Here is a 23,470-nt window from a genome sequence, read left to right as displayed (position 1 = left end):
TGTGTCCATCCTCTCTGACCGCGACTGGACCTACGCCGCGCCCGTCGGCCTCGGAATCCTTGGCGCGGCCGCGCGCCTCGCCATGCTCCAGCGCCAGCTCACCCTGGGCGATGTCATTCGGGGCATCGTCATGGGGGCGTTCGCCGGGCTGCTCGTCAACGCCGCCCTCAGCTCGGTCGGGGTGTCGGACGGGGTCCGCTCGGCATTGATCGGGGCGGCGAGCTTCCTGGCGGACCTGATCCTCACCGGTCTGCTGGCCCTCGGCCGCCGGTTCGCCGCCGACCCGCTGGGCACGTTCGACGAAATCCTTTCCCGGGTCCGGCGCCCGGCCGCCGCCAAGGATACGGCCCCACCCGCGCCCCCGGCGGCCTGATTTCCGAGGACTGTTGGAGCGCGCTGGGGGCGCTCTGTAGCTTTTGCGGAGAGGACGGAGCGACATGGCCACTATCGAGACACGCAGCTTGCCTATGCAACTCCGCGAGGCGAGCTTCGCGCCCGCGACGGCCAACGAGGCCGCACGCACCGTCGAGCTGTGCTGGACGGCCGCGGCCGTGGTGCGGCGCGTGACGTGGTGGGACGGGGAGTTCGACGAGGAGCTCGTGGTCGACCCGTCGGCCGTCCGCATGGGCCGCCTGAACGGCGGCGCACCGCTCCTCGCCGACCATCGCGCCAACTTGGCGTCCCAGGTCGGCGTGGTCGAGGGCGCCCGCCTCGAGGGCGACCGGGGGCTGGCCACGGTGCGCTTCAGCAAGCGCGCCGACGCCGACATCCTCTTCCAAGATGTCCGCGACGGCATCGTCCGGAACGTGAGCGTGGGCTACCGGATCTGGCGCACCGAGAGGATCGAGCGGGACGGCCAAGTCCCCCTCGTCCGGGTCGTGGACTGGGAGCCCTACGAGATTTCGCTCGTCGCGGTCCCGGCTGATGCCGGGGCAGGCGTGCGGAGTGAGCAGGGCGACGCCCCCTGCGAGATCACCGTCATCAACAGCAGGGGCGTCCAGCCCGCAGAAAGGACCGTCCGGACCATGGAACCCGAGCTCGAGAACACCGGCGCGACCCGCGCCGCCGCGCCGTCGGTGGACGTCGCCGCCGTCCGCGCCGAGGCCGCCACGGCCGAGCGCGCCCGCGCCGCCGCCATCCGCGCGCTGGGCACCCGCTTCGCCGCCGTCGAGACCGCCGAGCAGCTCGTCGAGAGCGGCGCCGAGGTCGAGGCCGCCCGCATGGCGATCCTCGAGGCCGTGGCCGAGCGCCACGCCAGCACCGCCACCGTCCCGGGCGGCCGCGTGCAGGTGCTGCGCGACGGCGACGAGACCCGCGCACAGGCGGTCGAGAACGCGCTGCTGCACCGCGCCAACGGCGCCGCCTTCGAACTGTCCGAGGCCGGTCGCGAGTGGCGCGGCCTGTCGCTGTCCGAGGTGGCCCGCGACTACCTGAAGGCCCAGGGCGTCAACGTGCGCGGCATGAGCCGCGACGAGGTCGCGGTCCGCGCGCTGCGCAGCGAGACCGACCTTCAGAAGACCACGGACTTCCCCGTCCTGCTCGCCAACGTGGCGAAGAAGACGATGCTGAAGTCCTACGAGCTGGCCGCGCCGACCTGGCGCCCGCTGGCCCGCGTGGTCGAGCTGACCGACTTCAAGCCGGTTCACCGCTACGCGCGCGGCACCTTCCCGGGCATGAGCCTGGTCGCCGAGGGCCAGGCCGTCCCGCTCGGCAAGCGGACGGACGGCACGGTCGTCAGCTACGCGCTGAAGTCCTACGGCGGCCGGACGGCGATCACCCGCGAGACCATCATCAACGACGACCTGAACGCGCTGCGCGACGACGCGGAGCAGCTCGGCGTCGAGACGGCGGTCCTCGAGTCCGACCTCTTCTGGGCCACTCTCACGGACTACACCCTCATGGGTGACGGCAAGCCCCTGTTCCACGCCGACCACGGCAACGTGGTCGCGGCGGCCGCGCCGTCTCCGGACAGCTTCGCCGCGGCGGAGCAGAAGATGGGCGAGCTGACCGACGCCAAGGGGCGGGTGCTGAACCTGTCCCCGGCCTACGTCATCGGCTCCTTCGCCCACAAGGTGCCGTTCCAGAAGGCGCTGGGCGCCATCACTGCGGGCAAGGCGGCGGACTTCAATCCCTACAGCCAGTCCGACCTGACCATCGTCACCGAGGGCCGCATGCGCGCGCTCAACGGCGGCTGGATCATGGCCGCCGCCCCGGGCCGCATCAACGGCATCGAGGTCGGCTACCTGCAGGGCGCGGCAGGGCTCCAGGCCCGCTTCCGCAAGGGCTTCGAGATCCCCGACAGCGTCGAGGTCCTCGGCTTCGTGGACATCGCGGTCAAGGCGGTGGACCACCGCGGGTTCGTCCTCATCGGCAACCCGCCGACCGAGGGCTGAGCCTGACCGGCCCGGCGCCGCTCTCGATGTCGGCGCCGGGCAGCGCCTCGGGGGTCTCCCCCGGGGCGCTTTTCCTTTCAGGGGGACGCGCGATGGGCCTCTTCGACGGCATGGATTCGATGTTCGTGGGCGCCTTCGGCGACAAGGATTTGCTGACTTGGACGCCCAAGGGCGGCGGCGAGCCGCGCACCATGAGCGCAATCTGGAACCCCCGGCACATCGAGCTCGAGGCCGAGGAAGGATTGGCGGCCTACCAGACCGTCTCGGTCGCGGCGCATGTCAGCGCGGCCGCCGTCCCGGGCGCCGCGAAGGGGGACGGCGTGTCCTTTCGCGGTGCCGCCTACGAGGTCCGAAAGGCGGTGCCGGACGAGAAGGGGATGGTCGCCCTCATCCTGCAGGCGCCCAGCGCGCCTCGGGTGCCGCGCCCCGCCGTGCCACGCCGGTGACCACTCGGAGCGCGCGGCGGCGCTCCGGTAGCCTCAGGGCGTAGGGAGAACCGTCCGCCATGGACCTGCACATCCGCCGCCGCATCCGCGACGTCGCCGTCGAGGCCCTCATCGGGCTCCCGACGACCGGCGACCGCGTCCGCGCGTCGCGGACCAGCGCGCCGGACGAACTGCCCGCGCTCCAGGTCTGGTGCCCGTCGGATACCGTCGAGCGTGTCAGCAACCGCGACAGCAAGCGCACGGTGGACGTGGCGGTCCTGGGGTGGAGCGACGGCGAGGACGAGGCGCTCGAGGACACCCTCGACGCCATGGCCCTCGAGGTCGAGCGGGCGCTCACCGCCGTCCGCCTGTTCGGCGCGGTGGGCGGCGGCTCCTGCGACGCGGTTTCGGTGGAAACCGAGATCATCGAGTTCAAGGAAGACGGCCAGCCGGTCTCCACGGTCGGCAAGGTCAAGGCCCTCTTCCGCGTCAACGTCCACCACCCGGTCGGCAGCCCGACCGCTTCCAGCTGAGGAGCCGCCCGTGGCCATCCAGGAGAACCAGACCGTCGAACTGGCGTACTGCCTCGAACCCGCGGGCAGCGCCCCGGTCATGCAGACGCTGGCCTTCACGTCCGCAGGCATCAACCCACAGGTCGAGACCTACCAGGACGAGGCGATCACGCCCGATGGCAACGTCGGCGACATGCGCCAGGGCGGCCGCAGCGCCAATGTCTCTCTGGTGGACCATCTCTGCTACGGCGCGCACGACGCCTTTCTCGCGGGCGCCCTGCGCGGCGACTGGGTCGATGGCGCCAGCGTCTCTGGCGTGTTCTCCGCCGTCGCGGCCACCGGCGCCGTGACGCGGGCGACCGGCTCGTTCGTTGAGGATGGCTTCGAGACGGGTGACGTCATCGAGCTCGAGGGCTTCGCGACCGAGGGCGAGTTCCGCGTGAAGGCGGTCTCCGCCGGTTCGCTGCTGCTCGACGGCGACCTCGAGGATGAGACCGGCGTCACGGCCACCGTGCGCGTGGTTGGCTCTAAGCTGAAGAACGGCACCAAGCACGTCGACTTCCTGTTCCAGATGGTCATGGGCGCCCTCGCCGGTCGCAAGGTCCGGCTTGGCCACTCCACGCGTCTGGGCACCATCGGGCTGTCGTTCCCCAACACCGGCCTGATTGGCATCGACGCCAAGGGCGTGGCCCTCGACATGAGCGTGGTAGCGGCGCCACTCGACGCCAGCCCAAGACCGCTGCAGCGGCGCCGCCTGCTGACGGCCTTCGACGGCGAGATCCTGCTCGCTGGCGAGACGCTCGGCACGGCGACCGACCACAACCTCAACATCGACAACGCGCCGAACGGGTCGAGCTACTACGGCAGCCGGACCAAGAAGAAGCTGCTGAACGGCAAGTTCAAGCTGTCCGGCGACGTCACCATCGAGCCCGAGGACGACCGGCTCATCACGCTCCTGCTCGACGAGGGCGAAGCTGCCATCTGGGGCCGCACTTACACCGAGGACGGCGAGGGCTGGTACGTTTGGCACCTGCCGCGCGTGAAGCTTTCCGGCGAGGAAGAGACCATCCAGGGCGAGGGCGCCGTCTCCGCCAAGGCCGAGTTCACCGCCCTCAAGTCGGCCGAGCACGGCTGCACCCTCGTCATCCAGCGTCGCCACCCCGTGGCCTGAGCCGAAAGGACCGAGTGACATGACCGATACCACTGCCCCTGAGTCCTTCGACTTCGATACCCTGCCTGCGGCGACGCATTCTGAGGCGGGTGCCGAGGTGCCCATCGTGCACCCGGTTACCCGGAAGCCCATCCGGGCGACCCCCGAGGCCGAGTTCCGTATCCGCGTGGCCGGGCCTGACAGTGCAGTCTACCGCGGCGCGCAGACCCGCGCGATGCGACGCATCCTCGATCGTGGTGAGGCGGGGCAGGAAGACGACGCGGCGGACCAGTCCGACCGCGCCGCTTTCCTCGGTGAGATCACCCTCGGCTGGACGCCGGGCGCCAAGCTTGGTGGCCAGCCGCTGGAGTTCTCGCGGGAGACGGCCGCGGCTTTCTACGCGCGCTACCCGTGGGCGGCTGACCAAGTCGACCGAACGGCGGGAGACCGGAAGGCTTTTTTGGGCGCCTAGCAGAGCGATTCCGAGAGGCTGTTGCGTGGCGCATCGGCCTCGACCGGACTGGCTCCGATGGCAAAACTCGGCGGCAAACCTTCGAGGAGTTCCAGCAGAAGGTGGGGCGCCCGCACAAGGACGACCGACCCGTGCCGTTTCCCGAGGGCATGCAGCACGTCTGGAACTGGTTCCTGGAGCTCGACGCGGCGCGTGGCGGCACCGGCTTTGGTCCGCTGCCACTCCAGTGGGGTGAGATCCACGCTTGGATGTCGGCCACTGGCGCGAGGCCGACCCCGTGGGAACTCAACCTCATCCGGGACGCCGACGCCGAGGCCCTGAGGGGCCACGCCGCCGAGGCCAAGGAGCAGGGGCGACGGGACGAGGCAGCGCGGAAGCGGGCGGAGCGCGAGCGCAGGGCGAGGGGGCGTGGCGATGACTGAGCGGCTCGACTTTGAGATCCAGCTGCGGACAGAGGCCGCCCAGCGTGGCGCAGCTGCTCTCAACACGACGCTGAACGCCACCGGCAAGGACATGGGCAAGGCCATGGCCGCCTCGGCGAAAGCTGGAATCGCCGAGGCGCAGGCGGCCGCCGAGCGGGCTTCGGCGGCGGCACGGCGCGGGGCGGCGCCTGCCAGCGCCATTCCGTCCGCCTTCGGGGGTGTCGTGCAGGGCGCTCGGGTAGCGCGCGGCGGCGCCCCGGACCTGTCGGGACTCCGGGCCATCCCGGCCTCAGCATGGTCGCAGGCGTCGGCCGAGCGGTCCGCCGTGCCGTGGATGCAGCCGGGCGCCAAGCGCACCGCCACCCCGGCGTCCGAGACGGTCAAGGTCAGTGCCGACACCGCCCCGGCCACGGGCGCCTGGCAGCGGCTGAGGCGGCTCTTCGGGGGCGGCGTCGACACGCCGGTCCGCGTGGACACGAAGGGCGCCGAATCCTCGCTCTCCGGGCTCCAGCGCCTCGCCCTCGGCGTCGGCTCAGCAATGGCCACCATCTCGGCGGGCCGGGAAATCCTTGAGACCGGGATGGCCTTTCAGAGGGTGCAGACAACTCTGAATGCGGCGACCGGGAACGCGACCCTCGCTGCCGCCGAGTTCGACTACGTGCGCGACGTCTCGTCCCGCCTGGGCCTCTCCCTGCGGACGACGGCCGAGGACTACTCAAAGTTCGCGGCAGCCACGAAGGGAACGGCCATCGAGGGCAGGGCCACGCACGCCGTGTTCGAGGGCATGGCGTCCGCCAGCGCGGTGCTGAACCTGCGCGCCGACCAGGTGAGCCTGTCCCTCAAGGCGCTCCAGCAGATGGTGTCGAAGGGGAAGGTATCGTCCGAGGAGCTGAACCAGCAGCTCGGCGACCACCTGCCCGGCGCCCTTCAGATCGCCTCGCGCGCCATGGGCGTGACCACCGCGCAGCTCGCCAAGATGATGGCCGACGGCAAGCTGCACGCGGACGCCTTCCTGCCGCGCTTCGCCGAGCAGCTCCAGCGCGAGTTCGGCCCGGGCGCGGCCGCGGCCGCCAACAGCCTGCGGGCCAACCTCAACCGCGCCGGAAACGCGTGGGACGAGCTCAAGAACCGCGTCTTCAGCGGCGGCTTCGAGGCCGCTCTGAGCAGCCAGATGCAGCGGCTGACCACGATTCTGGGCAGCCCCGAGGCAATGGCGGCCGCCACGTCGCTCGGCGAGGGCATCGGTTCGGCCATCAGCATGGCCGGTTCCGCCTTTGCTTTTGTCATCGAGCATGCGGATGCCGTCAAGGCCGCCCTCGTGGGCCTCGGTGCCGTCGGCGCGGCCGCGACCATGTCCAGCCTCGCCACGTCCGCGATGGGGCTGGCGGCCGCGCTCGGGCCGGTGGGCATCGCCGCCGCGGCCGTCGTGGGGGGGCTCTACTACTTCCGGGATGCCGCCATCGACCTCGGCGGCGAGCAGGTCGCGCTCAAGGATCTCATCCTTGGGGCCTGGGACGCGATCAGCGACGGTGTGGCGACCGCCTCTGACGAGGTGGTGGGCTGGGTCCGGACGAAGTGGGGCGCCATTCAGGCCTACTTCGGGGAGATGGGGGTGAACCTGACCGGCTTCGCGGCAGGGGCCATCTCGGCATGGACTGCGACGATGAGAGGCATCTGGGATGTCGTGAAGGCGACGGTCTCGGACATCGGCGGCGCCTTCTCCAGCCTCGGGACGGCTGTGAAGCTCTCCCTCTCGGGCAACTTCTCCGAAGCCGGGCAGGCGCTGGCCCGAGGATTCTCCGCCTCGGCGACATTCGAGGCGGCCGAGAAGGCGGGTGCCAGCGCCGCTGCGGCCTACCGCGCTGGCATGGCTACCGGCGATGTGCGCGGCGCCGTGGGCGAGTACCTCTCCACGGCCTGGTTGGCTGGCGACAGCCTCACCGGCGGGGCGCTGTCAGGCACCGCCTCGGCCGTTGCCGACCGCGCCCGGCAGCGCGCCAACCAGCGTCAGGAGCAGGAGCGCAAGGATGCCGAGGCGCGCACCGCCCGCGAGGCGCAGGCGCGGACGGACCGCGAGCGCCGGGATCGCGAGCATGGGGAGTGGCTGAACCGGCAGCGGCCGGGCGCCGCCGTGAACGACAACGGGAAGAAGGGCGGCAGCGGCTCTGGCGACACGGCGGCGCGTCAACTCGAGGGCCTGCGCGCGCGGAACGCCGAGCTGCAGGGGCTGAACGGCGCCTACCAGCAGGGCGAGCGCGCGGTCACCGCGATCACCGCCGCCTACGAGGCCGAGAAGGCGGTCCTCGCGCTCGGAACCAAGGCCACGGCCGCGCAGAAGGACGAGGCGCGCAGGCTCGCCGTCGCCAACCGCGAGCTTGAGGACGCCAACAAGAGGCTCCTTGAGGCCATGAAGAAGGTAGAGGAGAGCAAGAAGAAGGCGGACAACCTGATCTCGAGCTACGGCATCGAGAGGCAGGAGCTCGAGGCGCTGTCGGCCGTCTACCGGTCGGGCAACGACGACATCGAGCAGCGCGTGGCCCAGCTCGCCCGTGAGAAGGAGCTGCGGGAGAAGATCCGCGACCTGACGGCAGACGACGCAGCGCGGGTGCGCGCCGAGGCAGCGAAGACGGCCGAGCAGGCCGCGCAGACCGAGCGCGACAAGAAGAACTATGAGTACATGAAGCGCTACTACGACGGCATCGCGGACGCGGCCGTCTCGGCCTTCAACAGCGTCCGAGACGGCTCGAAGAGCGCGTCCGAGGGGGTCAGGGACTTCGCCAAGGCGGTCTCCGACCTGGCGATGCAGCAGTTCGTCATGGCCCCACTCAAGAACGCCTTATCCAGCCTCGCCAGCGGCCTCGGCGGCTCGTTGGGCCTCGGCTCGGCGAACGCCGCCGGTGGCGGGGGGCAGCAGGACGGCGGGGTTCTCGGTTCGGCCCTGAAGAGCGCCGGGAGCTGGATCGGCAACGGCATCGGCAGCCTCTTCGGTGGCGGCGCCACGCCCGCGGTGGCGGGCGCCCGCGCAGGCGGCGGCCCAGTCTTGGGCGGGAGCAACTACCGGGTCAACGAGATGGGGGGCAGGCCGGAGTGGTTCGTCGCGCCGCTCGACGGACGCGTCCTGACCGACGCCCAGATGCGGGGCACGGCGGGCGGCGGTTCCGGCGGCGGCGCTCGGAGCGGCGGCGGCGCGCCCATTAACATCGTCTGGAACATTAGCACGCCCAACCCCACGGCGTTCCGCGAGAGCCAGGCGCAGATGATGGCCCGGACGCGGGACATGGTGGCGGGAGCGGGGCGCTACAGGTGAGGTCCCGTGGCACTCGTCCCAATCCCGTCCTTCCTGGAGCTCAGCTACCCGCTTGAGCTGGCATACGGCTCCAGCGGAACGCTCGAGTTCCCCGTCGACATCACGGTCGGCGATTCCGGCATCGAGCGCCGGACCCTGCGCCACGCGCACCCGCTGCGTGAGGTTGAGGCCGCGACCGGCATCATGTCGCCGGACGACCTGGCCATTGCCGAGGAGTTCTACATCGCGGTCGGCGGCAAGGCGTACGGGTTCCGCTTCATGCACCCGTCCGACCACAGCTCCGCGAAGAACGGGAGAGGGGAGCCGAAGCCGGGCGACCAGGTGCTCGGCAAGGGAACCGGCACGCAGACCGAGTGGCAGCTCACCAAGAGCTACACGGCCGGACCGCTCAGCCGCGTCCGACCCATCGTGAAGCCGGTCGACGGCTCGGTGCGCGTCGCCGTCGGCGGCACGGAGCTGAAGTCCGGCTTCCGGGTGGACCCGACCACCGGGCTACTGACCCTCACGGCGCCACCGCCCGAGGGCATCGTCGTGACCGCCGGGTTCCGGTTCGAGATCCCGATGCGGTTCAACGGACCCTTCAACACGCGCTGGGACGACTACGAGAACAACTCGGCGAGCCTGCCGCTAAGGGAAATCAAGGTGCGGCTGGCGAGGGGGGGCGTGTCGTGATCGACGTCTCCCCCGGCATGCAGGCCGAGATGTCGGGCGAGGTTGCCCGCCTCACGCGGTGCATCGTCGTCAGGCGCGCCGACGGCGTGGTCATGGGGTTCACTGGCCACGACGAGCCCGTTCCGGTGGTCGGCGTCGTCTGCGAGCCGGGCACGGCGATCACGCCGAGCAACGTCGAGGACACCAACGCCCTCTCGGCCGACAACTCCGAGCTGACCGGCACCCTGACGAGCGACGCCATCACCGAAGAGGACATCGCCGCCGGTCTCTACGCGAACGCGCTCGTCGAGGACTACACCGTCTGCTGGGCGGACCCGAGCATCGCGCCCGTCGAGAACGGCTACGCGCGCATCGGCGAGATCCGGATCAGCGGCGACCAGTTCGTGTTCGGGCTGCTCGGGCCGCAGGAGCAGCTCAGCAAGACGGTGGGCCGCTCCTGCACCGTCGAATGCCCGTGGCGGCTGGGCGACGCGAAGTGTCGCGTTGACCTCGCGCCCCTGACCCACGAGGCGACGGTCGACGGCACCGACGGCATGCAGGCGCTTACCGCGGGCGCCCTCGCGGCTCACCCGGCTGACCACTTCGCCTACGGCACCGTCGAGTGGCTCTCCGGCAAGTGCAAGGGGACGCGGCGCCAGGTGAAGGCATCGGCCAACGGGCGCCTGGTCCTGTGGCAGTCGACGCCGCGCGAGATCGAGCCGGGCGACACCGTCCGGGTGGTCGCGGGGTGCGGCGGCTCCTTTGAGAGCGACTGCAAGGCGCGCTTCAACAACGGCCGCCGGTTCGGCGGCTTCCCGTGGGTGCCGTCCCGCGAGCAGCTCCAGAAGACGCCCAATGTCAAGGCAAGCTGACGCCGACACCCGCGCCCGCATCGCGGCCGCCGCGCGCGGCTACGCGGCCGCGCGCGTGCCGTTCCGCAGGCAGGGGCGCGACCCGCGCTTCGGCATTGACTGCGGCGGCCTCGTGAAAGCGTGTGGCTGGGCGGCCGGGCTGCCGGTACCCAATGCGCTGCCGACCTACCGGAGCGTCCCGGCGCCCAGCTTCATCGACGAGGAGCTGGCACGGTTCGCCGACCCCGTCCCGCTGGCCGAGGCGGATGAGGGGGACATCGTCCGCTTCGAGGTCCATGGCAGGCCGGTCCACCTCGGCATCCTGACCGGCGGCGGGCGCGTGGCGCACGTCCTCGGGGTGGCGCCGCGCGGCACGCACGACGAGGCCCTCTCCACCCTGCCCTGGCCCGTTGTGGCCGCCTACCGCTTCCGGAGTGCCTGAGCCATGGCCGTCGCCGTCCTAGCCCCCCTTCTGGCCTATGCCGGTGGCGCCGCCGCGACAGCGGCCGGGTACGCCGCGACCTCGTTCGTGGTCGCGGCCGCCGCGACAGCGGGCTCCATCGCGGGCGGCGTCATCGGCTCGGCCATCGACAGCGCGATTTTCAGCCCGGGTGGCACCAGCACCGCGGGGCCGCGCCTCGACAGCCTGAAGGTCCAGGATTCGTCCTACGGCGCGGGCATCCCCGTCGTCTACGGCCGCAACAAGCTGGCCGGGACCGTCATCCACCTGAGCGACCTCGAAGAGGTCGAGAAGGTGAAGGTCACGAAGTCGGGCAAGTGGCCGAGCCGGAAATCGAACTACCAGCGGACCTACGAGTACCGGGCCAACATGGCCGTCGTGCTGTGCGAGGGGCCGATCCGGCGCGTCCTGAGGGGCACCGCCGAGGGCAAGGTGCTCTACGACGCCGACGCCATGCAGCCCGGAAGCTACACCGAGGACCCGAACGTCCCCTACTGGGCCGTCTCCTCGGCCGTGGCCCCGCGCGACCAGGGCGGCGTCCCCGGCCTCTACTACGACGAGCTCCGCGTCTACCGGGGCGGCGACGACCAGCCGCCGGACTCGCTGCTTGAGCGCATGCACGGCGTCGGCAACGTCCCCGCCTACATCGGCACGGCTTACGTCGTCATTTCGCGGCTGCTGACGGACGAGTGGGGCCGCCGCCCGCCGAACATGCTTTGGACCGTCGAGGGGCTGGGCGGTGAGATCTTCGACGTTGAGGTGCTGATGCCCGCCACGGCGCCGCACGCCCCGGTTTCGCTCCATGGCGCGGCCGCCCTCGCCCTCAACGGGGGACGCTGGGCGACGGTGGGCGTGGACGCCGAGGGCCGCCTGTCCGCGACCACCTACCGGCTCGACACGGCCCGGGACGGCCTCGAGGCTGTCCGGACCGTGCCCGGCCCGGCGGTCCCGTTCACTTTCGACCAGCTGGACACCGCCGTCTCGCCGGACGGCAGGCGGGTCGCGGTGGCGGCGCGGCGCGGCACCACCATCGCGCACACCGGGGCCATCCTCGCGGCCGTCTACGACGACGACGCGGGCACCTGGCTCTCCGCCGCGCCGCAGGCGGACATCCAGCTCAACACCTCGACCGACGGCGACCTCGTGTGGGTCGGCAGCGCCGCAATCATGGCCGGGACCGCCCTGCACGCCTCGCGTGGCTGGCTCGTCTGGTCGCTGGGGGGCGACGGCCTGGAGTTCCACGGCACCTCGTGGCACTCCATCTGGCGCCGGGGGCAGATCACCATCGGCAACGGCCTGCTGGGGGCAGCGACCGCGATCCCGACCGGGCATGACAGCTCGCTCCTGCTCGTGGACTGCCATTCCCGAAACCCGATTGAGGTCCGGGCCATGACGGCGCGTTTCACCGGCACAGGCGTCGCCTTCGGGCTCGACGAGGACCTGTGGAGCGGGGTGAACATCGTCGGCACCCTCGGCCTCGGGCGCGGCTCGGTCGCGGCGGCCGGAGATGAGTGGGTTGTCATGGCCTCGTCGGCCGCGCCCGGCGGGGATCCGTGGCTCGGCACGATCGCCGTGTCCGCCGACGGCGCCCGCAGCACCCGCGAGCCATGGCGGCCGCCCGAGGCCCTGCGGCCGCACGGCTCCCTCTGCTACATCGGCCGCGGCCGGGTCGCCGCCTTCGCCGTCGGCGAGGGCGTGCAGCGTTACAGTGAGGTTTCCATCGCCGACGGCGGTTTCGCCCTCGCGCGCGGCGCCATGGACCTGCCGGGCCTCGCCCTGCCCCGCCCGTCCGCCACCTTCTGCGCCTACTGGACCAGCTCGGCCGTGGCGGGTTGGGCGGCCGTCTGGGGCGACCCGCTCTCCGGCGAGCGGCAGGTCTTTCCGATCAGGTGCTACGACGGCTCCGAAGTGCCGCTGGCCTTCGTCGTCGCCGACCGGCTCAGGCGCGCAGGATTCGGCGAGGACGAGTTCGATGTCTCCCGCCTCGAGGACACTCTCATCGGCTACACCGTCCCGGGGCCCACCGCGACGCGCGCGACCCTCGAGCCTCTCCAGCTCTACAGCCCGTTCGACTTGGTTCCCGAGGACGGCAGGTTAAGGGCCAAGCTGCGGACGGCCGCCATCTCGGCCACCGTTCCGCTCGAGCTCGTGGGCGCCCACCCGTTTGGCGAGGACGCGAAGCCCTACGGCCGCATGTTCATGCCCGGGAGCGACCTGCCCCGGCAGGTCATCGTGAGGTATGCCGACCCGGCGCGGGAGTACGAGGTCGGGACGCAGCAGGCGTCCGACGACATCGCGGCCGGGGCGCTCTCCGCCCTGACGCTCGATTTGCCGGTGGTCATGACGCCGGAGAGGGCCAAGGCGATCGCCTACACGCGCCTGTTCACGGCTCGCGCCGAGGCCGAGAAGATCACCGGCCAGCTCCCGCTGGAATACAGCCACCTACGGCCGGGCGACGTGGTGTCATACTGCGGGTTCACCATCCGCATCCAGACCCGCCGCCTGGCGCCGAACTTCGTCGCCTTCGGCGGGACGCCGGTCTTCCCCGTCGACTACGGGCTCCGCCTGCGTGCCGACAGCGGTCCGCAGACCGGGGAGCGCTGGCAGGGCCCGCCGGACACCGGCCTCATCCTGCTGGACGCGGCGCCGCTCTCGGATGAAGAAGCGGGCATGGGCGTGCAGGTCATCGTGACATGCGATGAGCCCGCGCGGTGGCCGGGGGCGGCCGTCATCGTGTCGCGGGACGGGGGCAAAGAATTCGAGGGCCTCACCCTAGCCGCCGGACTGGCGACGGTCGGCAAGACCCTGAGCGCGCTGCCGGACGGGCCGGTGGCCTACTGGGACGAGGGGGCCACCCTCTCCATCGAGCTGCCCGAGGGTGCCGCGCTGGAGAGCGCCGACGAGGACGCGGTCTACGCCGGTGCGAACCTCGCCCTGGTCGGGGACGAAATCCTTGGTTTCCGCTCCGCCGAGCAGACCGGGCCGCGCTCGTGGCTCCTCTCTGGATTCCTCAGGGGGCGTAGAGCCACCGAGGCCGCGACGGCGAGCCACGCAGCCGGTGAGCGCTTCGTACTCCTCGAGCCGGGCGCCCGCGTCTTCGCCGAGCTGGAGCTGTCCGACCGCGGGCGCCCGCTCGGCTTCAAGGCGCTGACCAGGGGCCAGGTGGAGACCGACGCGCCAACCCACACGCTGGCGGTGCAAGGATTCGCCATGCTCCCGAAGCCGCCGGTGCACGTCGAGGCGGTGCGCGACGGGCTGACCGGCGACGTCGCGGTTGGCTGGTGCCGTCGCGCCCGCCTGCGGACGACTTGGTACGAGTGGGCGGACGACGTACCGCTGGACGAGCAGGCCGAGGCGTACTTCGTGGACGTGCTCGGCGCCGATGGCGCTGTGCTCCGAACCGTCCGCGTCGGCGAGCCGCGGTGGACATACCCCGCCGCACAGCAGATCGCGGACCTCGGCGCGCTCCCGAGCGAGGTCTCCCTCGTGGTCCGGCAGATCTCCGGCCTGCTCGGAGCCGGGCGTCCCGCTGCGGCATCCTTGACGGTGTAGTCCGCCGCCCGCGTGGCGGCTCCCGGCAGAGGGGGACCGTGTGAGCCAGCAGCGCAGCCCGAATCTGAGCCTGCCGTACCTGCTTGAGGGGCAGGCAGGCAGGCTCGACAAGCTGAATGACGCCTTTACTCGCGTGGATGCCGTCGCGCAGCTCACCGTCCGCAAGCGCACCCTGTCGGCCGCCCCGTCCGCTCCGGCCGAGGGTGAATGCTGGATCGTCGCCGCGCAGGCGACCGACATGCCGTCCGACCCATGGCTTGGGAAAGTGGACATGGTCGCCGCCTACTACGGCGGCTGGCGGTTCCTTGCCCCCACCGTCGGTTGGACGGCCTGGGTGCAGGACGAGGCCGCGCCCGTTTGGTGGACGGGCGCCACGTGGCAGCGCGGCACCCAAGGCGCGACCAAGCTGAACGAGCTGCTGGACGTGGACCTGCCATCGGCGGCACCCACCGACAAAGACGTCCTCTTCTTCGACGCAGCCAAGGGCGCCTTCACCAGCGGTCCAAACCCCGCGCAGGGCGGTTCATCGACGCTCGCTGGCCTGACGGATGTAGCACTCGGAACTCCTGCCCAAGGGCAAGTGCTAACCTTCGACCTCGCCAGCCAGAAGTGGCGTGGCGCCGCGCCCACCGCGAGCACCGGCAGCCCACTCGTCGCGGTGCAGTTCTCGGGCAAGACGCTGGCCATCGGCGCGAGCAAGAACATTGCCTCGATCACCCGCCGCGGCATCGGCCGCTACCGGCTGAACTTCTCCGCGCCGGTGCCCATCACTGCGCCGACGACGTTCGGCGGGAAGTTCGATTCCTCGCCAACATCTGCGGCGAATGGAGACAACACCATGTGCATGGTCTCCGAGGAGAGGCTCGCGAACACGCGGTCGACGCTGCACCTCGACATCCGCACGACCTACCAGACCCAGAATGTCTATGTGAATGACGGTTGGGATATGGACTCCGTCTCCGTCGTCATTCACGCAACTTCGTGAGGGCACAGGACATGACGCGGCAAATCCTTTTCCGCGACGAGGCCGGTGCGGCCGTCGTCTGCAGCATTCCCAGCGACTACGAGGGGCCGTTCGACCGCTGCGGCGTTCCCGACGGCACGGTGTGGCGCGACATGGCTGCGGGCGAGGCAACGCCGCCGATGAGCCTCTATGGCGCGTGGCGCCTGTCGGACGACGGCAGCCTCTGGGTGGACATGCCGACCGCGTTAGAGATCTGGCGCTCGCGCCTCGCCGCCGAGCGGCACCGGCGGCTGGATGAGCTCGAGGCCGAGTGGCGCCGCGCCCGCCGCGTGGGAGACACCGTCACGGCGACGGCCGCCGCAGCCGCCGAGGCGCTCCTGCTGGCACTCGACATCGCCGTGCTGCCGCTGCTCGCGACCACGCCCGAGGCGCTCGCCGCCATCTGGCCCGCCGAACTGGGTGCCCGGCCCGAAGGAGTCTGACATGGGTATCCTGAGCTGGGTCTCCCCCACTGCGCCGACGCAGACCACGGCGCCCGCCGACGATCGACTCCCAGCCGCACTCCGCGCCGTTGGATGCGCGGAACCGGCGGGATGGGACGCCGCCCTGCGCCCTGCCCTCGCCCGCTTCGGCATCGACACGGCGGCGCGCCGCGCGGCCTTCCTCGGGCAGGTCGCGCACGAAAGCGGACGCTTCTCCCGCCTCGAGGAGAACCTCGTCTACACGACAGCCGCGCGTCTCTGCGCGGTATGGCCAAACAGGTTCCCGACGGTCGCATCCGCGCAGCCATTCGTGCGGAACCCGGAAGCTCTGGCCAACAGGGTCTACGGCGCCCGCATGGGCAACGTGCACCCGGGCGATGGCTGGCGCTTCCGCGGCCGCGGCCTGAAGCAGCTCACCGGCCGCGAGAACTACACGATGTTCTCCGCCGCCGTCGGCATGACGGTCGAGGCCGCGGCGGAGTGGTGCTTGACGCGCGAGGGCGCCGCGATGTCGGCAGCCTGGTACTGGTCGTGGAAGAACCTCAACCGCTACGCCGACGTGGGCGACGTGCGCGGCGCCACAAGGGTCATCAATGGCGGCACTACGGGCCTCGCCGAACGCGAGGATCTCGTGGATGCGGCCGAGGACGCCCTTCTGGCGGGACTGCCGGAGCGCCTCGCCCTGGTCGCGGCCGCCGAGGGCGCCTTCGCGTGACCGCCGCCCTCGCCTTCCTCGCCGTGCGCTGGCGAATCCTTGCCGGTGTAGCGGCGTCGACCGCCGTCGTCGGCGCCGTCCTTTGGGCGTTGCACCTGTCGGCCGCGAGGGACGACGCGCTCCAGGAACGCGACGCCGCGGTGCGCGAGGTCGAGGATTTGCGCGCCGGGCACTCAAGGATTGTCTTCGCCCTGGAGCGCGCCGCCCGCGACGCAGAGGCCCGTGCGGCCCGCTCCGCCCCCACCCGCCGGAGAATCGCCGATGCGCCCGCTACCGCTGATGCGCCCGTGGATCCTGCCTTGCTGGATGCTTTGCGCCTGCGCTCAGCCCGCCCCACGCCCTGACCCGCTGCCTGTCCCCCCTACCCTGCTGACGTGCCCGGCCGAACCGGCGCTGCCGGACGGCGCCCTGACACAGCGCCAGCTTGCGGCGTGGACAGTCGACGTTGCTGACGCCGGTTCGGCGTGCCGAGACGCGCTGGGGCAAGTGCGCGAATTGCTTGGTCAGGATGTCGAAAGACGTTGAGAGTTGCGTCCGACTATCCTACTCTTTCCTTGCACGGGGGAACTGGACAGCCTCTGTGCGTTGCTCTTGGGGTTCAGCGGGTCGGGCAGGGGTGCCCGGCCCGCACTTCATTTCAGCCCGCGGACCCTCACCCAACGCGACCGCACCTCGGCCACGAAGCGGTGCCCGGCGCCGCCGCCGCCGGTTCCGAGGGCAGGTACGGTCTGCCCATCTCCCATCACCTCGGCCTCGATCTCGCGTTTCCCGGCATCGCCCCGCCCGCGCAGCGAGAAGGCCACGGCCGCCTGCCCTTCCGTTTCATCCCAGTCGATGAGCCGGTCTGCCGCCGGTCCGGCGAGCGCGTAGGCGGCCGCCATGCCTTCCCGCGTCCTACCGGGCGCTGTCAGGGATGCCTCGACCCGCTGCGTCGCCAGCTCGAGGGCATGTCGCCCAGGGTCGTCCCCCCGCAAGAACGCGTCGACCGCCGCGATGAATCCTTGCGCGGCGGCCATTATCTCTTTGTCGGCGGGGGATGCTTGGTCGGTCATGGATGGTGCCGTAACGTGCGGCGCCGCCTGGCGCGAATCCTTTTAGCCGTCGGCTTCGAGGATCATCCGGTGCAGCCGGTCGAGTTCGTAGACGGCCAGCCTGCATGCCTCGGCGCCGCGGATGGATTCCGGGTGGTGCAGCCAGTGCAGGTCCAGCTCGTCACACGCCCGCCCGGACCGGTCCAGCGTCTGAAGGGCTTCGTCGAGCGTCGCTGTGACGTTCAACGGCGGGCGCCCGTCGATGAGGATGGCGCGGGAGCCGCGCAGCGCGCGCCGTGCGCGGGCCGCTTCCACCGAGCCAATGGGTCCGACCCGGAAGCACTGCACTGGCCCCTCGCCTGGCGGGATGATCTCGATGCGGGGGTAGGGCTGGTCAGGCCAGCGGTCGATATCGGAGAGGTCCTGGTTCAGCATGGGGCGCTCCTCTGGGGTTGCCTGAGCCAGGATGCCGGTGGTCCTGGCAAGAAAAGGGGGCGGTCACCATGCGGCGACGCCCCCCAAGTCATGTCCCGCTGCCGGTTCGCCTCATGCGGGTTCGCGCCGCAGCTCATCGGCCAGCGACGCCGTCTGACCGGCGCGGCGGGCCGCCTGCCGCTCCCGCAGCCGGTCGGCAAGGCCCGAGCCCGTGACGCGCGGGTGCCTGGCTTCCGCCAGTGCCGCCTCAGCCTCACGGGCGGCAGCGGCCGCCTCGACCTCCGGAACGCCACTCAGCAGGCGGGAGCCGTCGAGGTGCCCCATCACCCGCTCGCGTGTCGTGCCGCCAAGCGTCTCGAGCTGGCGCCGGTCCATCGACTGGAGCCACTCGCGGTGCTCGGCATGGATGCCGGGCCATTCGACCGCCTGCTCGCGCGCCAAGCGCTTGGCGGCGGCACGGACACGCCCGGCATAGACCTCTTCCTCAGAGACCTGCGGCGCGGCGGCGGGCGCCGTCGCCTTGGGCTCGACCTCGGGCTTCTGCGCAGGCGCCTCAGGGGCGACGACGCCGCCACGGCCGAACAGGGACAAGGAGACACCGCTGCCGGAGCGACCTGCCTTGGCGACCGCGATATCGTGGGCACGCTGCTCAGCGACGGCCCTGCGGTCCGCTCGGGCTTCGCGAGCGGACGAGACCATGCCACCGAAGGACCGACTGGCCGACGTGGTGGCCGCACCGATACCCGAGACTACCGGCTTCAGAGCCGGGATGGCTGTGTCCTGCACCCATTCGTAGGTCGTTTCCACGACCCGCTTCCCATGGCGGATGACGGTGCGCGACCGGGCGACGAGCTTCCCGGCTGCCGACTTGATGGCCTCGAGAACCGAAGCGATGACATTGCTGATGGCGTCGCGGATGGACATGGGGTGATGCTCCTGCTGGGGCCTGACCCTGTTCTGCCGCTGCCGCTGGCAAGCGAGACGCGTCTTCCGTCACCCCCCGGCGGCGACGCGCAGCGTGCGCAGTGCCTCGGCCGCCGCATCCTGGTTCGACGGCGGCCAGCCAGTCGCGGTGCGCCGGATGAGCCGGTGCCCGTGCCGAGCCACGGCGGCCGCATGGCTCGACCGGGCACCGCGCGCACCGAACGCCAGCTCCAAGAGCGCTGCCTGCCTGGCGGCCTCGGCGGCGTCCCCGCCCCTCAGCGCGGCCGCCAGGCGCCGCACGACATCGGCACCCCAGAGCTCCAGGCCAGCGGGCACACCCAGCCGCGGCGGCGCCAGTTCCGGATCCGTCCGGGCTTCCTGCGTGTCGGCCTCGATGTCGAGAGCGAGTTCTTCCAGCCCAGCGGCATCCGCCGCTTCCCAGGCGTCGCCGAGTGCGAGGAGCACAGTCTCACGAGCGGTGGCCGGGGCGACGGCTGTCATCATGGGGTGCTCCTCTCTCCCGCAAAGCCTGGGGTAGCGGGTGTTGGATTGTAGATAATACCAATCGACATTGACGACAACAGAATTCGATGCCAGGTTGCAGCGACCCCGAGGAGACACCCCGATGTTCGGATCCAGCACCCCCGGCAACGGCATCGACAGCGATCTGATGTTCGGCCTCGCGATGGGCGCGGGCGCTCGCGCGCGGGCTGCCGACGACTTGGCTCTCGCATCTCAGCGGGCCACTGCCGCCGCGATGGAGAGCCTCACCGCGAGCATCCAGGGAATGCGGACGCTGCAGAACCAGGTCGCCGAGCTTCGGGCACAGCTCGCGGCCGAACGGGCACTGACACAGGCCCTGTCCGCCCAGCATCCGGACAGCCCCATTCTGCCGCTGGCAGGGCTCATCCGAGAAGCCGCAGGCAACGCCTGACGAGTTCGCGCGCGTATGCTCAGCGGTTAGAGCTGCCTGCTCATAACAGGTCGGTCGTTGGTTCGAATCCAACCGCGCGCACCAAATAAGGAAGGGCGCCGAGGATGACCTCGGCGCCCTTCCTTATTTCATCTGCTCAGCGGAGCAGGCAGGCGCCTTCCGCCCATTCTGGTCCGCGCTCGGTTTCTACGTCCAGCCTGCCCTGCGCGTAGGCCCTGCGCAGTGCGTGGCCGACACGCACCACGTCGGCCACCGACATGCCTTCGGTTCGCAGAAGGTCGAGCAGTCGCCCGTCCTCGGTAGAGAAGCTGGCGTGCGAGGTGCCATCGCCGACGGTCAGGGAGACGCCAGCCTTGCGCAGCTGGCGGACGGTCTCGGCAGTGATGTCGGGTATCTCGTCGGGGACCATGGAGCTCTCCTGGGGCGCGGAAGGCACCCTGCCCCAAGCTCACCCAGTCGCTTGCATGCGACGCGAGAGAGCGGTCATCGCCGGTCCGTAGAGGCCGCGGCGGGCGAACGCGGGCGGGGTGGCGGGCGCCAGCCGGGCGCGCCGCTCCGGATCCGCAGGCACCGGTTCGTCGAGCCCCGCAAATTCGGGCCATTCAGTCCAGCCAGGCACGGATAGACCGCCCAATTCCGCGAGCGTCTCGGCCACCGCGGCGAGATGCGCGCGATGCATTGGGTGCGGCAAGTGCGGGGGGGCGTCCTCAAGGATTTCGCGCGCCACGCCAAAACGCGAGGCGTGGTCGAGGAACTCCTTGATGGCCGAGGTGTAGTCACAGCCGCCGAGCACGTTCGACGCGGCGACGCGAAGGGATGTCGGGAACGGGAGCATGAATATAGTTTACACAATGACCTGTCCCGCGAGAGCCCCTGAATAGCGCTGGCGGCACCTTTCATCCCCTGATGTCCAAAGCCCCCTCAAAGAAAGCCTTCAGTGCACTGTTGAGCTTTCGAGCCCAATCGGCGCCGTCATCCATCTCAAGGAAGCGCATCATCTTTGGTGAGATCGGCTCCTGCTGATAGTGGAAGGTCGCATTTCGAAAGAGCCGGAGCGCGTCGCGCATCCCGTCCTGCGCAAGCAGTGCGTCCACTGCCGAATCACGGCAGCGGAGTTCCGTGTATCCCTCGACAACAACGTAGAGCAGCGCATACCAAACGGTTAGGACGTAGAAGACCGACATGTGCGCAGCGAGCTGAGCGGGGTCGGCATGTAATCCCGCCCGCGCTCGTTCGGCTTCTGTCGAATGCCGCAAGTGGTGGCGCACGGCATCCGCGACGCACCAATGACCGTGCAAGGCCACCAATTTTAGTTGTTCATCCTGAGCCAAGAAGCCACCCCCCGTCGCCTGTCCCGACCATACGGCGCCGCGTCCACTTTTTGTCAACCTGGGCAATGTCCGTTGCTGGTGTGACAAAAGCGCCGCATCATAGGGCCAGTGCTCCGAACTGACCGTCACGGCCGGTGCCGCAGCGCAACGTCATCCAGAGGGACCAATGGGCGAGGCCAAGCTCAAGCAGTACAATCGGCAGCAGTTCCTGCGAGAGCATCCCACCTGCTGCTATTGTGGCGCCGTGGCCACGACGACCGACCACTGCCCGCCCCGTGCTCTCTTCCAGAACCGCCACTGGCCTGAGGGCTACGAGTTCCCCTGCTGCCAACCCTGCAATGCCGCAGGCAGGCAGAGTGAGCAGGTCGCAGTGGCCATCCTGAGGCCCTCTCTGTTTCAAGAAACCGAAGACGAGGCGTGGGAGAAGACTGTTCGCAGCCTGAAGATTAATCGTCCTGAAGTTTTGGATGAGTGGACTGAAGCAAGCCGCAATCAAATGAGGCGAATGTTTCGGGAAAAGTTCGGAGACGGGTTGGGGGATTACCTTCGCAACCAAGGATACGGCATCGTAGAACTCGGCCCAATCTCACAGGCTGCCATCGAAGAAGTATTGTTCCGACTTGGCCAGGCACTCTTCTACAAGCACGTGGGGCGTAGGTGTGCCGGGGGCAAAATCTGGATTGTCCGGATGGACATGCTTAATGCAGAAGGCTCACTTGATTCGATTACCAAAATAACTCCCCTGCTGGCGCAGTCTGTCAGGGGTCGGATCGACCTTTCTGACCAATTCCTGTACCGCTACAACGTCAGCCCGAGCGAAGGCATTCTCTGTGCTGTCGTCAAAATCCGAGAGCAGTTTGGCGCGGTGGTGACTGTAATGGAGCAGCCCCACGCCAATACATTTGCCGCGATGCCGAATAGCCAGAAAATGGTCATGCGGGATTGTCCGCCGTGACTGACTACTGCTCGTACTTCAGGGTATCTACGGAGAGCCAGGGCCGCAGTGGCCTTGGTCTCGAAGCCCAGCGCACCGCCGTTGCGGCCTTCCTGCGACCATCTGACCGGATCGTCGCCGAGTTCACCGAGGTTGAGTCAGGCAACGCGGTTCGCCGCCCGCAGTTAGACGCCGCCCTGGCGCTCTGCAGGCGCCGCAGGGCCACACTGCTGGTCGCCAAGTTGGACCGCCTCGCCCGGCGAGTGTCTCTCATCAGTACGCTGATGGACAGCGACATCCCATTTGTTGCGGCGGACATGCCGGAAGCCAACAGGCTCACGGTCCACATCATCGCGGCCGTGGCTGAGCACGAGCGGCAGATGATCTCTCAGCGGACGAAAGCGGCCTTGGCTGCGGCGAAGGCAAGGGGCACGAAGCTGGGGGGTGACCGTGGCTGGCGACCAAGTGCCGACGAGAGCGCTGCCGCCCGCGCCGCGTTGGTTGAAGCGGCGACCCGGCACGCATGGCTCGTTCTACCTGAAGTGGAGCGACTGCGCGCCGAGGGCCGCATCACGCTTGCCGCTCTTGCTGACGGGTTGGCAGAGGCTGGCGTGCGGACGCCTCGCGGCGGGAACTGGACCCCCACGGCAGTGCGCAGGGCATTGCTGCGAGTAGGTCAGTGGTAGGACAGGACTGACCTTGTGAGTGTCGAGGCTGACCCGCCGTATTTTTACAAGTATCGCTCGCTCCAAGGTGCTGGGCCGAAATCACCGCGAGAGTTGCTCCGCGTGACCATCCAGAACAACGCCATCTGGTTTGCAAAGCCCGCAGATTTCAACGACCCCTTCGATTGCGCTCCGTCATTCTCGATGGCCGCGTCTCCGGCGGTGTTCCACAAGTACATGATGCGGCTCTTTCGTGAGAAGGCGGCGCCGCCGAACCGGAAGGCGCTGCTGGCGCAGCTGGCGGAGATCCGGCGGGACCCGCTCCGCCAGCAGAACTCCCCAGCCTTCATCGCTCAGATGCGGGAGCAGACGTGGCGCACGGTGAACGAAGCTGGGGTGCTCTCGCTCTCGACCAAGGCGGACGACGTCCTCATGTGGTCGCATTACGGAGCTTCCCACACCGGCGTGTGCTTGCGCTTCAGCGGCGCCGAATGGGCCTTCCCGTTCCGTGCCGCGCAGCCCGTGCTCTACAGCGCAGCGAGGCCGGTGCTGAACCCTATCCTGGACGATGGCGACGCCATCATGACCAAGTCCATTCTGACGAAGGCAGACGTCTGGCAGTACGAGGCCGAGTGGCGAGTGATGAGTCACCCCGGAAGCCCGGTCAGGCCCGGCGGCGGTAACGGCCTAATCACGTTCCACCCTGATGCACTCGATGGTCTCATCTTTGGAGCAAGAACGCCTGATGAAGACATCGCTGAAGTGACAGGCTGGCTTGAGGGGCGCCGGAAGCGGGTGGAGTTGCTTCGCGCTCGCGTAGATCCAGACCATTTCCGGATCCACATCGATCCGCTCTAAGC

General features: G+C 69.8%; 27 protein-coding genes and 1 tRNA gene. 21 read left to right on the top strand and 7 right to left on the bottom strand.

Annotated features, from left to right (window positions below; all coding sequences use genetic code 11):
* Position 1 precedes the first annotated feature (1 nt).
* The 16 genes from NON00_RS13105 (at position 2) to NON00_RS13030 (ending at position 16,700) form a co-directional block, all read left to right on the top strand.
* Positions 2 to 373 (top strand): hypothetical protein, encoded by a 372-nt coding sequence (locus NON00_RS13105; RefSeq protein WP_256021674.1) that lies wholly within the window; start codon positions 2 to 4, stop codon positions 371 to 373.
* A 64-nt stretch (positions 374 to 437) separates the two neighbouring features.
* Positions 438 to 2,393, top strand: a complete 1,956-nt coding sequence (locus tag NON00_RS13100) for a prohead protease/major capsid protein fusion protein (protein ID WP_256021671.1) — start codon at positions 438 to 440, stop codon at positions 2,391 to 2,393.
* Between the two features lie 92 nt (positions 2,394 to 2,485).
* Positions 2,486 to 2,839 carry a hypothetical protein gene (locus NON00_RS13095; protein ID WP_256021667.1) on the top strand — a complete coding sequence of 118 codons (354 nt, stop codon included), beginning with the start codon at positions 2,486 to 2,488 and terminating at the stop codon, positions 2,837 to 2,839.
* 59 nt (positions 2,840 to 2,898) lie between these two features.
* A complete protein-coding gene (locus NON00_RS13090; protein ID WP_256021664.1) occupies positions 2,899 to 3,351 on the top strand; it encodes a hypothetical protein in 453 nt (150 codons plus the stop codon).
* Positions 3,352 to 3,361: 10 nt separating this feature from the next.
* Entirely contained in the window at positions 3,362 to 4,501 is a 1,140-nt protein-coding gene (locus tag NON00_RS13085) for a phage tail tube protein (RefSeq protein ID WP_256021661.1), read from the top strand.
* 19 nt (positions 4,502 to 4,520) lie between these two features.
* Positions 4,521 to 4,952 carry a hypothetical protein gene (locus tag NON00_RS13080; RefSeq protein WP_256021660.1) on the top strand — a complete coding sequence of 144 codons (432 nt, stop codon included), beginning with the start codon at positions 4,521 to 4,523 and terminating at the stop codon, positions 4,950 to 4,952.
* A 131-nt stretch (positions 4,953 to 5,083) separates the two neighbouring features.
* Positions 5,084 to 5,374, top strand: a complete 291-nt coding sequence (locus NON00_RS13075; protein WP_256021658.1) for a hypothetical protein — start codon at positions 5,084 to 5,086, stop codon at positions 5,372 to 5,374.
* Positions 5,367 to 8,681: a tape measure protein gene (locus tag NON00_RS13070; RefSeq protein ID WP_256021655.1), complete on the top strand. Its 3,315-nt coding sequence runs from the start codon at positions 5,367 to 5,369 to the stop codon at positions 8,679 to 8,681. Before NON00_RS13075 ends, NON00_RS13070 begins: the two co-directional genes overlap by 8 nt.
* Positions 8,682 to 8,687: 6 nt before the next feature.
* Positions 8,688 to 9,353: a DUF2460 domain-containing protein gene (locus NON00_RS13065; RefSeq protein WP_256021653.1), complete on the top strand. Its 666-nt coding sequence runs from the start codon at positions 8,688 to 8,690 to the stop codon at positions 9,351 to 9,353.
* Positions 9,350 to 10,204, top strand: a complete 855-nt coding sequence (locus NON00_RS13060) for a DUF2163 domain-containing protein (protein ID WP_256021651.1) — start codon at positions 9,350 to 9,352, stop codon at positions 10,202 to 10,204. Before NON00_RS13065 ends, NON00_RS13060 begins: the two co-directional genes overlap by 4 nt.
* On the top strand, positions 10,188 to 10,625 hold the full coding sequence (locus NON00_RS13055) for an NlpC/P60 family protein (RefSeq protein WP_256021649.1): 438 nt from the start codon (positions 10,188 to 10,190) through the stop codon (positions 10,623 to 10,625). Before NON00_RS13060 ends, NON00_RS13055 begins: the two co-directional genes overlap by 17 nt.
* A gap of 3 nt (positions 10,626 to 10,628) precedes the next feature.
* Positions 10,629 to 14,195: a phage tail protein gene (locus tag NON00_RS13050; protein WP_256021647.1), complete on the top strand. Its 3,567-nt coding sequence runs from the start codon at positions 10,629 to 10,631 to the stop codon at positions 14,193 to 14,195.
* Between the two features lie 40 nt (positions 14,196 to 14,235).
* Positions 14,236 to 15,180: a DUF2793 domain-containing protein gene (locus NON00_RS13045; protein ID WP_256021644.1), complete on the top strand. Its 945-nt coding sequence runs from the start codon at positions 14,236 to 14,238 to the stop codon at positions 15,178 to 15,180.
* Positions 15,181 to 15,191: 11 nt separating this feature from the next.
* Positions 15,192 to 15,641, top strand: coding sequence for a hypothetical protein (locus NON00_RS13040; protein WP_256021642.1), 450 nt, complete (start codon positions 15,192 to 15,194; stop codon positions 15,639 to 15,641).
* A 1-nt stretch (position 15,642) separates the two neighbouring features.
* Positions 15,643 to 16,356 carry a glycoside hydrolase family 19 protein gene (locus NON00_RS13035; protein ID WP_256021640.1) on the top strand — a complete coding sequence of 238 codons (714 nt, stop codon included), beginning with the start codon at positions 15,643 to 15,645 and terminating at the stop codon, positions 16,354 to 16,356.
* Positions 16,353 to 16,700: a hypothetical protein gene (locus tag NON00_RS13030; protein WP_256021638.1), complete on the top strand. Its 348-nt coding sequence runs from the start codon at positions 16,353 to 16,355 to the stop codon at positions 16,698 to 16,700. The genes NON00_RS13035 and NON00_RS13030 overlap by 4 nt, the downstream gene beginning before the upstream one ends.
* Before the next feature lie 288 nt (positions 16,701 to 16,988).
* On the opposite strand, the gene NON00_RS13025 is transcribed toward NON00_RS13030, so the two are convergent.
* The 4 genes from NON00_RS13025 to NON00_RS13010 all read right to left on the bottom strand — a co-directional run bounded on the left by NON00_RS13025 (position 16,989) and on the right by NON00_RS13010 (position 19,250).
* Positions 16,989 to 17,237, bottom strand: a complete 249-nt coding sequence (locus NON00_RS13025) for a hypothetical protein (RefSeq protein ID WP_256021636.1) — start codon at positions 17,235 to 17,237, stop codon at positions 16,989 to 16,991.
* Between the two features lie 213 nt (positions 17,238 to 17,450).
* On the bottom strand, positions 17,451 to 17,822 hold the full coding sequence (locus NON00_RS13020) for a hypothetical protein (RefSeq protein WP_256021634.1): 372 nt from the start codon (positions 17,820 to 17,822) through the stop codon (positions 17,451 to 17,453).
* Positions 17,823 to 17,933: 111 nt separating this feature from the next.
* A complete protein-coding gene (locus tag NON00_RS13015) occupies positions 17,934 to 18,746 on the bottom strand; it encodes a hypothetical protein (protein WP_256021631.1) in 813 nt (270 codons plus the stop codon).
* A gap of 69 nt (positions 18,747 to 18,815) precedes the next feature.
* Positions 18,816 to 19,250, bottom strand: a complete 435-nt coding sequence (locus tag NON00_RS13010) for a hypothetical protein (RefSeq protein WP_256021628.1) — start codon at positions 19,248 to 19,250, stop codon at positions 18,816 to 18,818.
* 121 nt (positions 19,251 to 19,371) lie between these two features.
* On the opposite strand from NON00_RS13010, the gene NON00_RS13005 reads away from it, so the two are divergent.
* Complete coding sequence (locus NON00_RS13005; protein WP_256021625.1) at positions 19,372 to 19,680, top strand: hypothetical protein; 309 nt, start codon at positions 19,372 to 19,374, stop codon at positions 19,678 to 19,680.
* 7 nt (positions 19,681 to 19,687) lie between these two features.
* Positions 19,688 to 19,764, top strand: a tRNA-Ile gene (locus NON00_RS13000).
* Positions 19,765 to 19,816: 52 nt separating this feature from the next.
* Here the strand turns inward: NON00_RS13000 and NON00_RS12995 are convergent.
* From NON00_RS12995 to NON00_RS12985, 3 genes are all read right to left on the bottom strand, one after another.
* The gene (locus NON00_RS12995; protein WP_256021623.1) at positions 19,817 to 20,089 is read right to left on the bottom strand and encodes a hypothetical protein; all 273 of its coding nucleotides are present in this window, start codon (positions 20,087 to 20,089) and stop codon (positions 19,817 to 19,819) included.
* A gap of 39 nt (positions 20,090 to 20,128) precedes the next feature.
* Complete coding sequence (locus tag NON00_RS12990) at positions 20,129 to 20,515, bottom strand: hypothetical protein (protein WP_256021621.1); 387 nt, start codon at positions 20,513 to 20,515, stop codon at positions 20,129 to 20,131.
* A gap of 61 nt (positions 20,516 to 20,576) precedes the next feature.
* On the bottom strand, positions 20,577 to 21,011 hold the full coding sequence (locus tag NON00_RS12985; protein ID WP_256021620.1) for a hypothetical protein: 435 nt from the start codon (positions 21,009 to 21,011) through the stop codon (positions 20,577 to 20,579).
* A 166-nt stretch (positions 21,012 to 21,177) separates the two neighbouring features.
* On the opposite strand from NON00_RS12985, the gene NON00_RS12980 reads away from it, so the two are divergent.
* The 3 genes from NON00_RS12980 (at position 21,178) to NON00_RS24915 (ending at position 23,468) form a co-directional block, all read left to right on the top strand.
* Complete coding sequence (locus NON00_RS12980) at positions 21,178 to 21,966, top strand: hypothetical protein (protein ID WP_256021619.1); 789 nt, start codon at positions 21,178 to 21,180, stop codon at positions 21,964 to 21,966.
* On the top strand, positions 21,963 to 22,631 hold the full coding sequence (locus tag NON00_RS12975; protein WP_256021617.1) for a recombinase family protein: 669 nt from the start codon (positions 21,963 to 21,965) through the stop codon (positions 22,629 to 22,631). Before NON00_RS12980 ends, NON00_RS12975 begins: the two co-directional genes overlap by 4 nt.
* 102 nt (positions 22,632 to 22,733) lie before the next feature.
* Positions 22,734 to 23,468, top strand: coding sequence for a DUF2971 domain-containing protein (locus NON00_RS24915; protein ID WP_256021615.1), 735 nt, complete (start codon positions 22,734 to 22,736; stop codon positions 23,466 to 23,468).
* Positions 23,469 to 23,470: the final 2 nt, after the last annotated feature.

It is taken from the genome of Roseomonas sp. GC11 (assembly GCF_024437745.1).
Lineage (GTDB): Bacteria > Pseudomonadota > Alphaproteobacteria > Acetobacterales > Acetobacteraceae > Pseudoroseomonas.
Note: the sequence above shows the minus strand (reverse complement) of the source record. Positions and strands in the feature narration are given on the sequence as shown.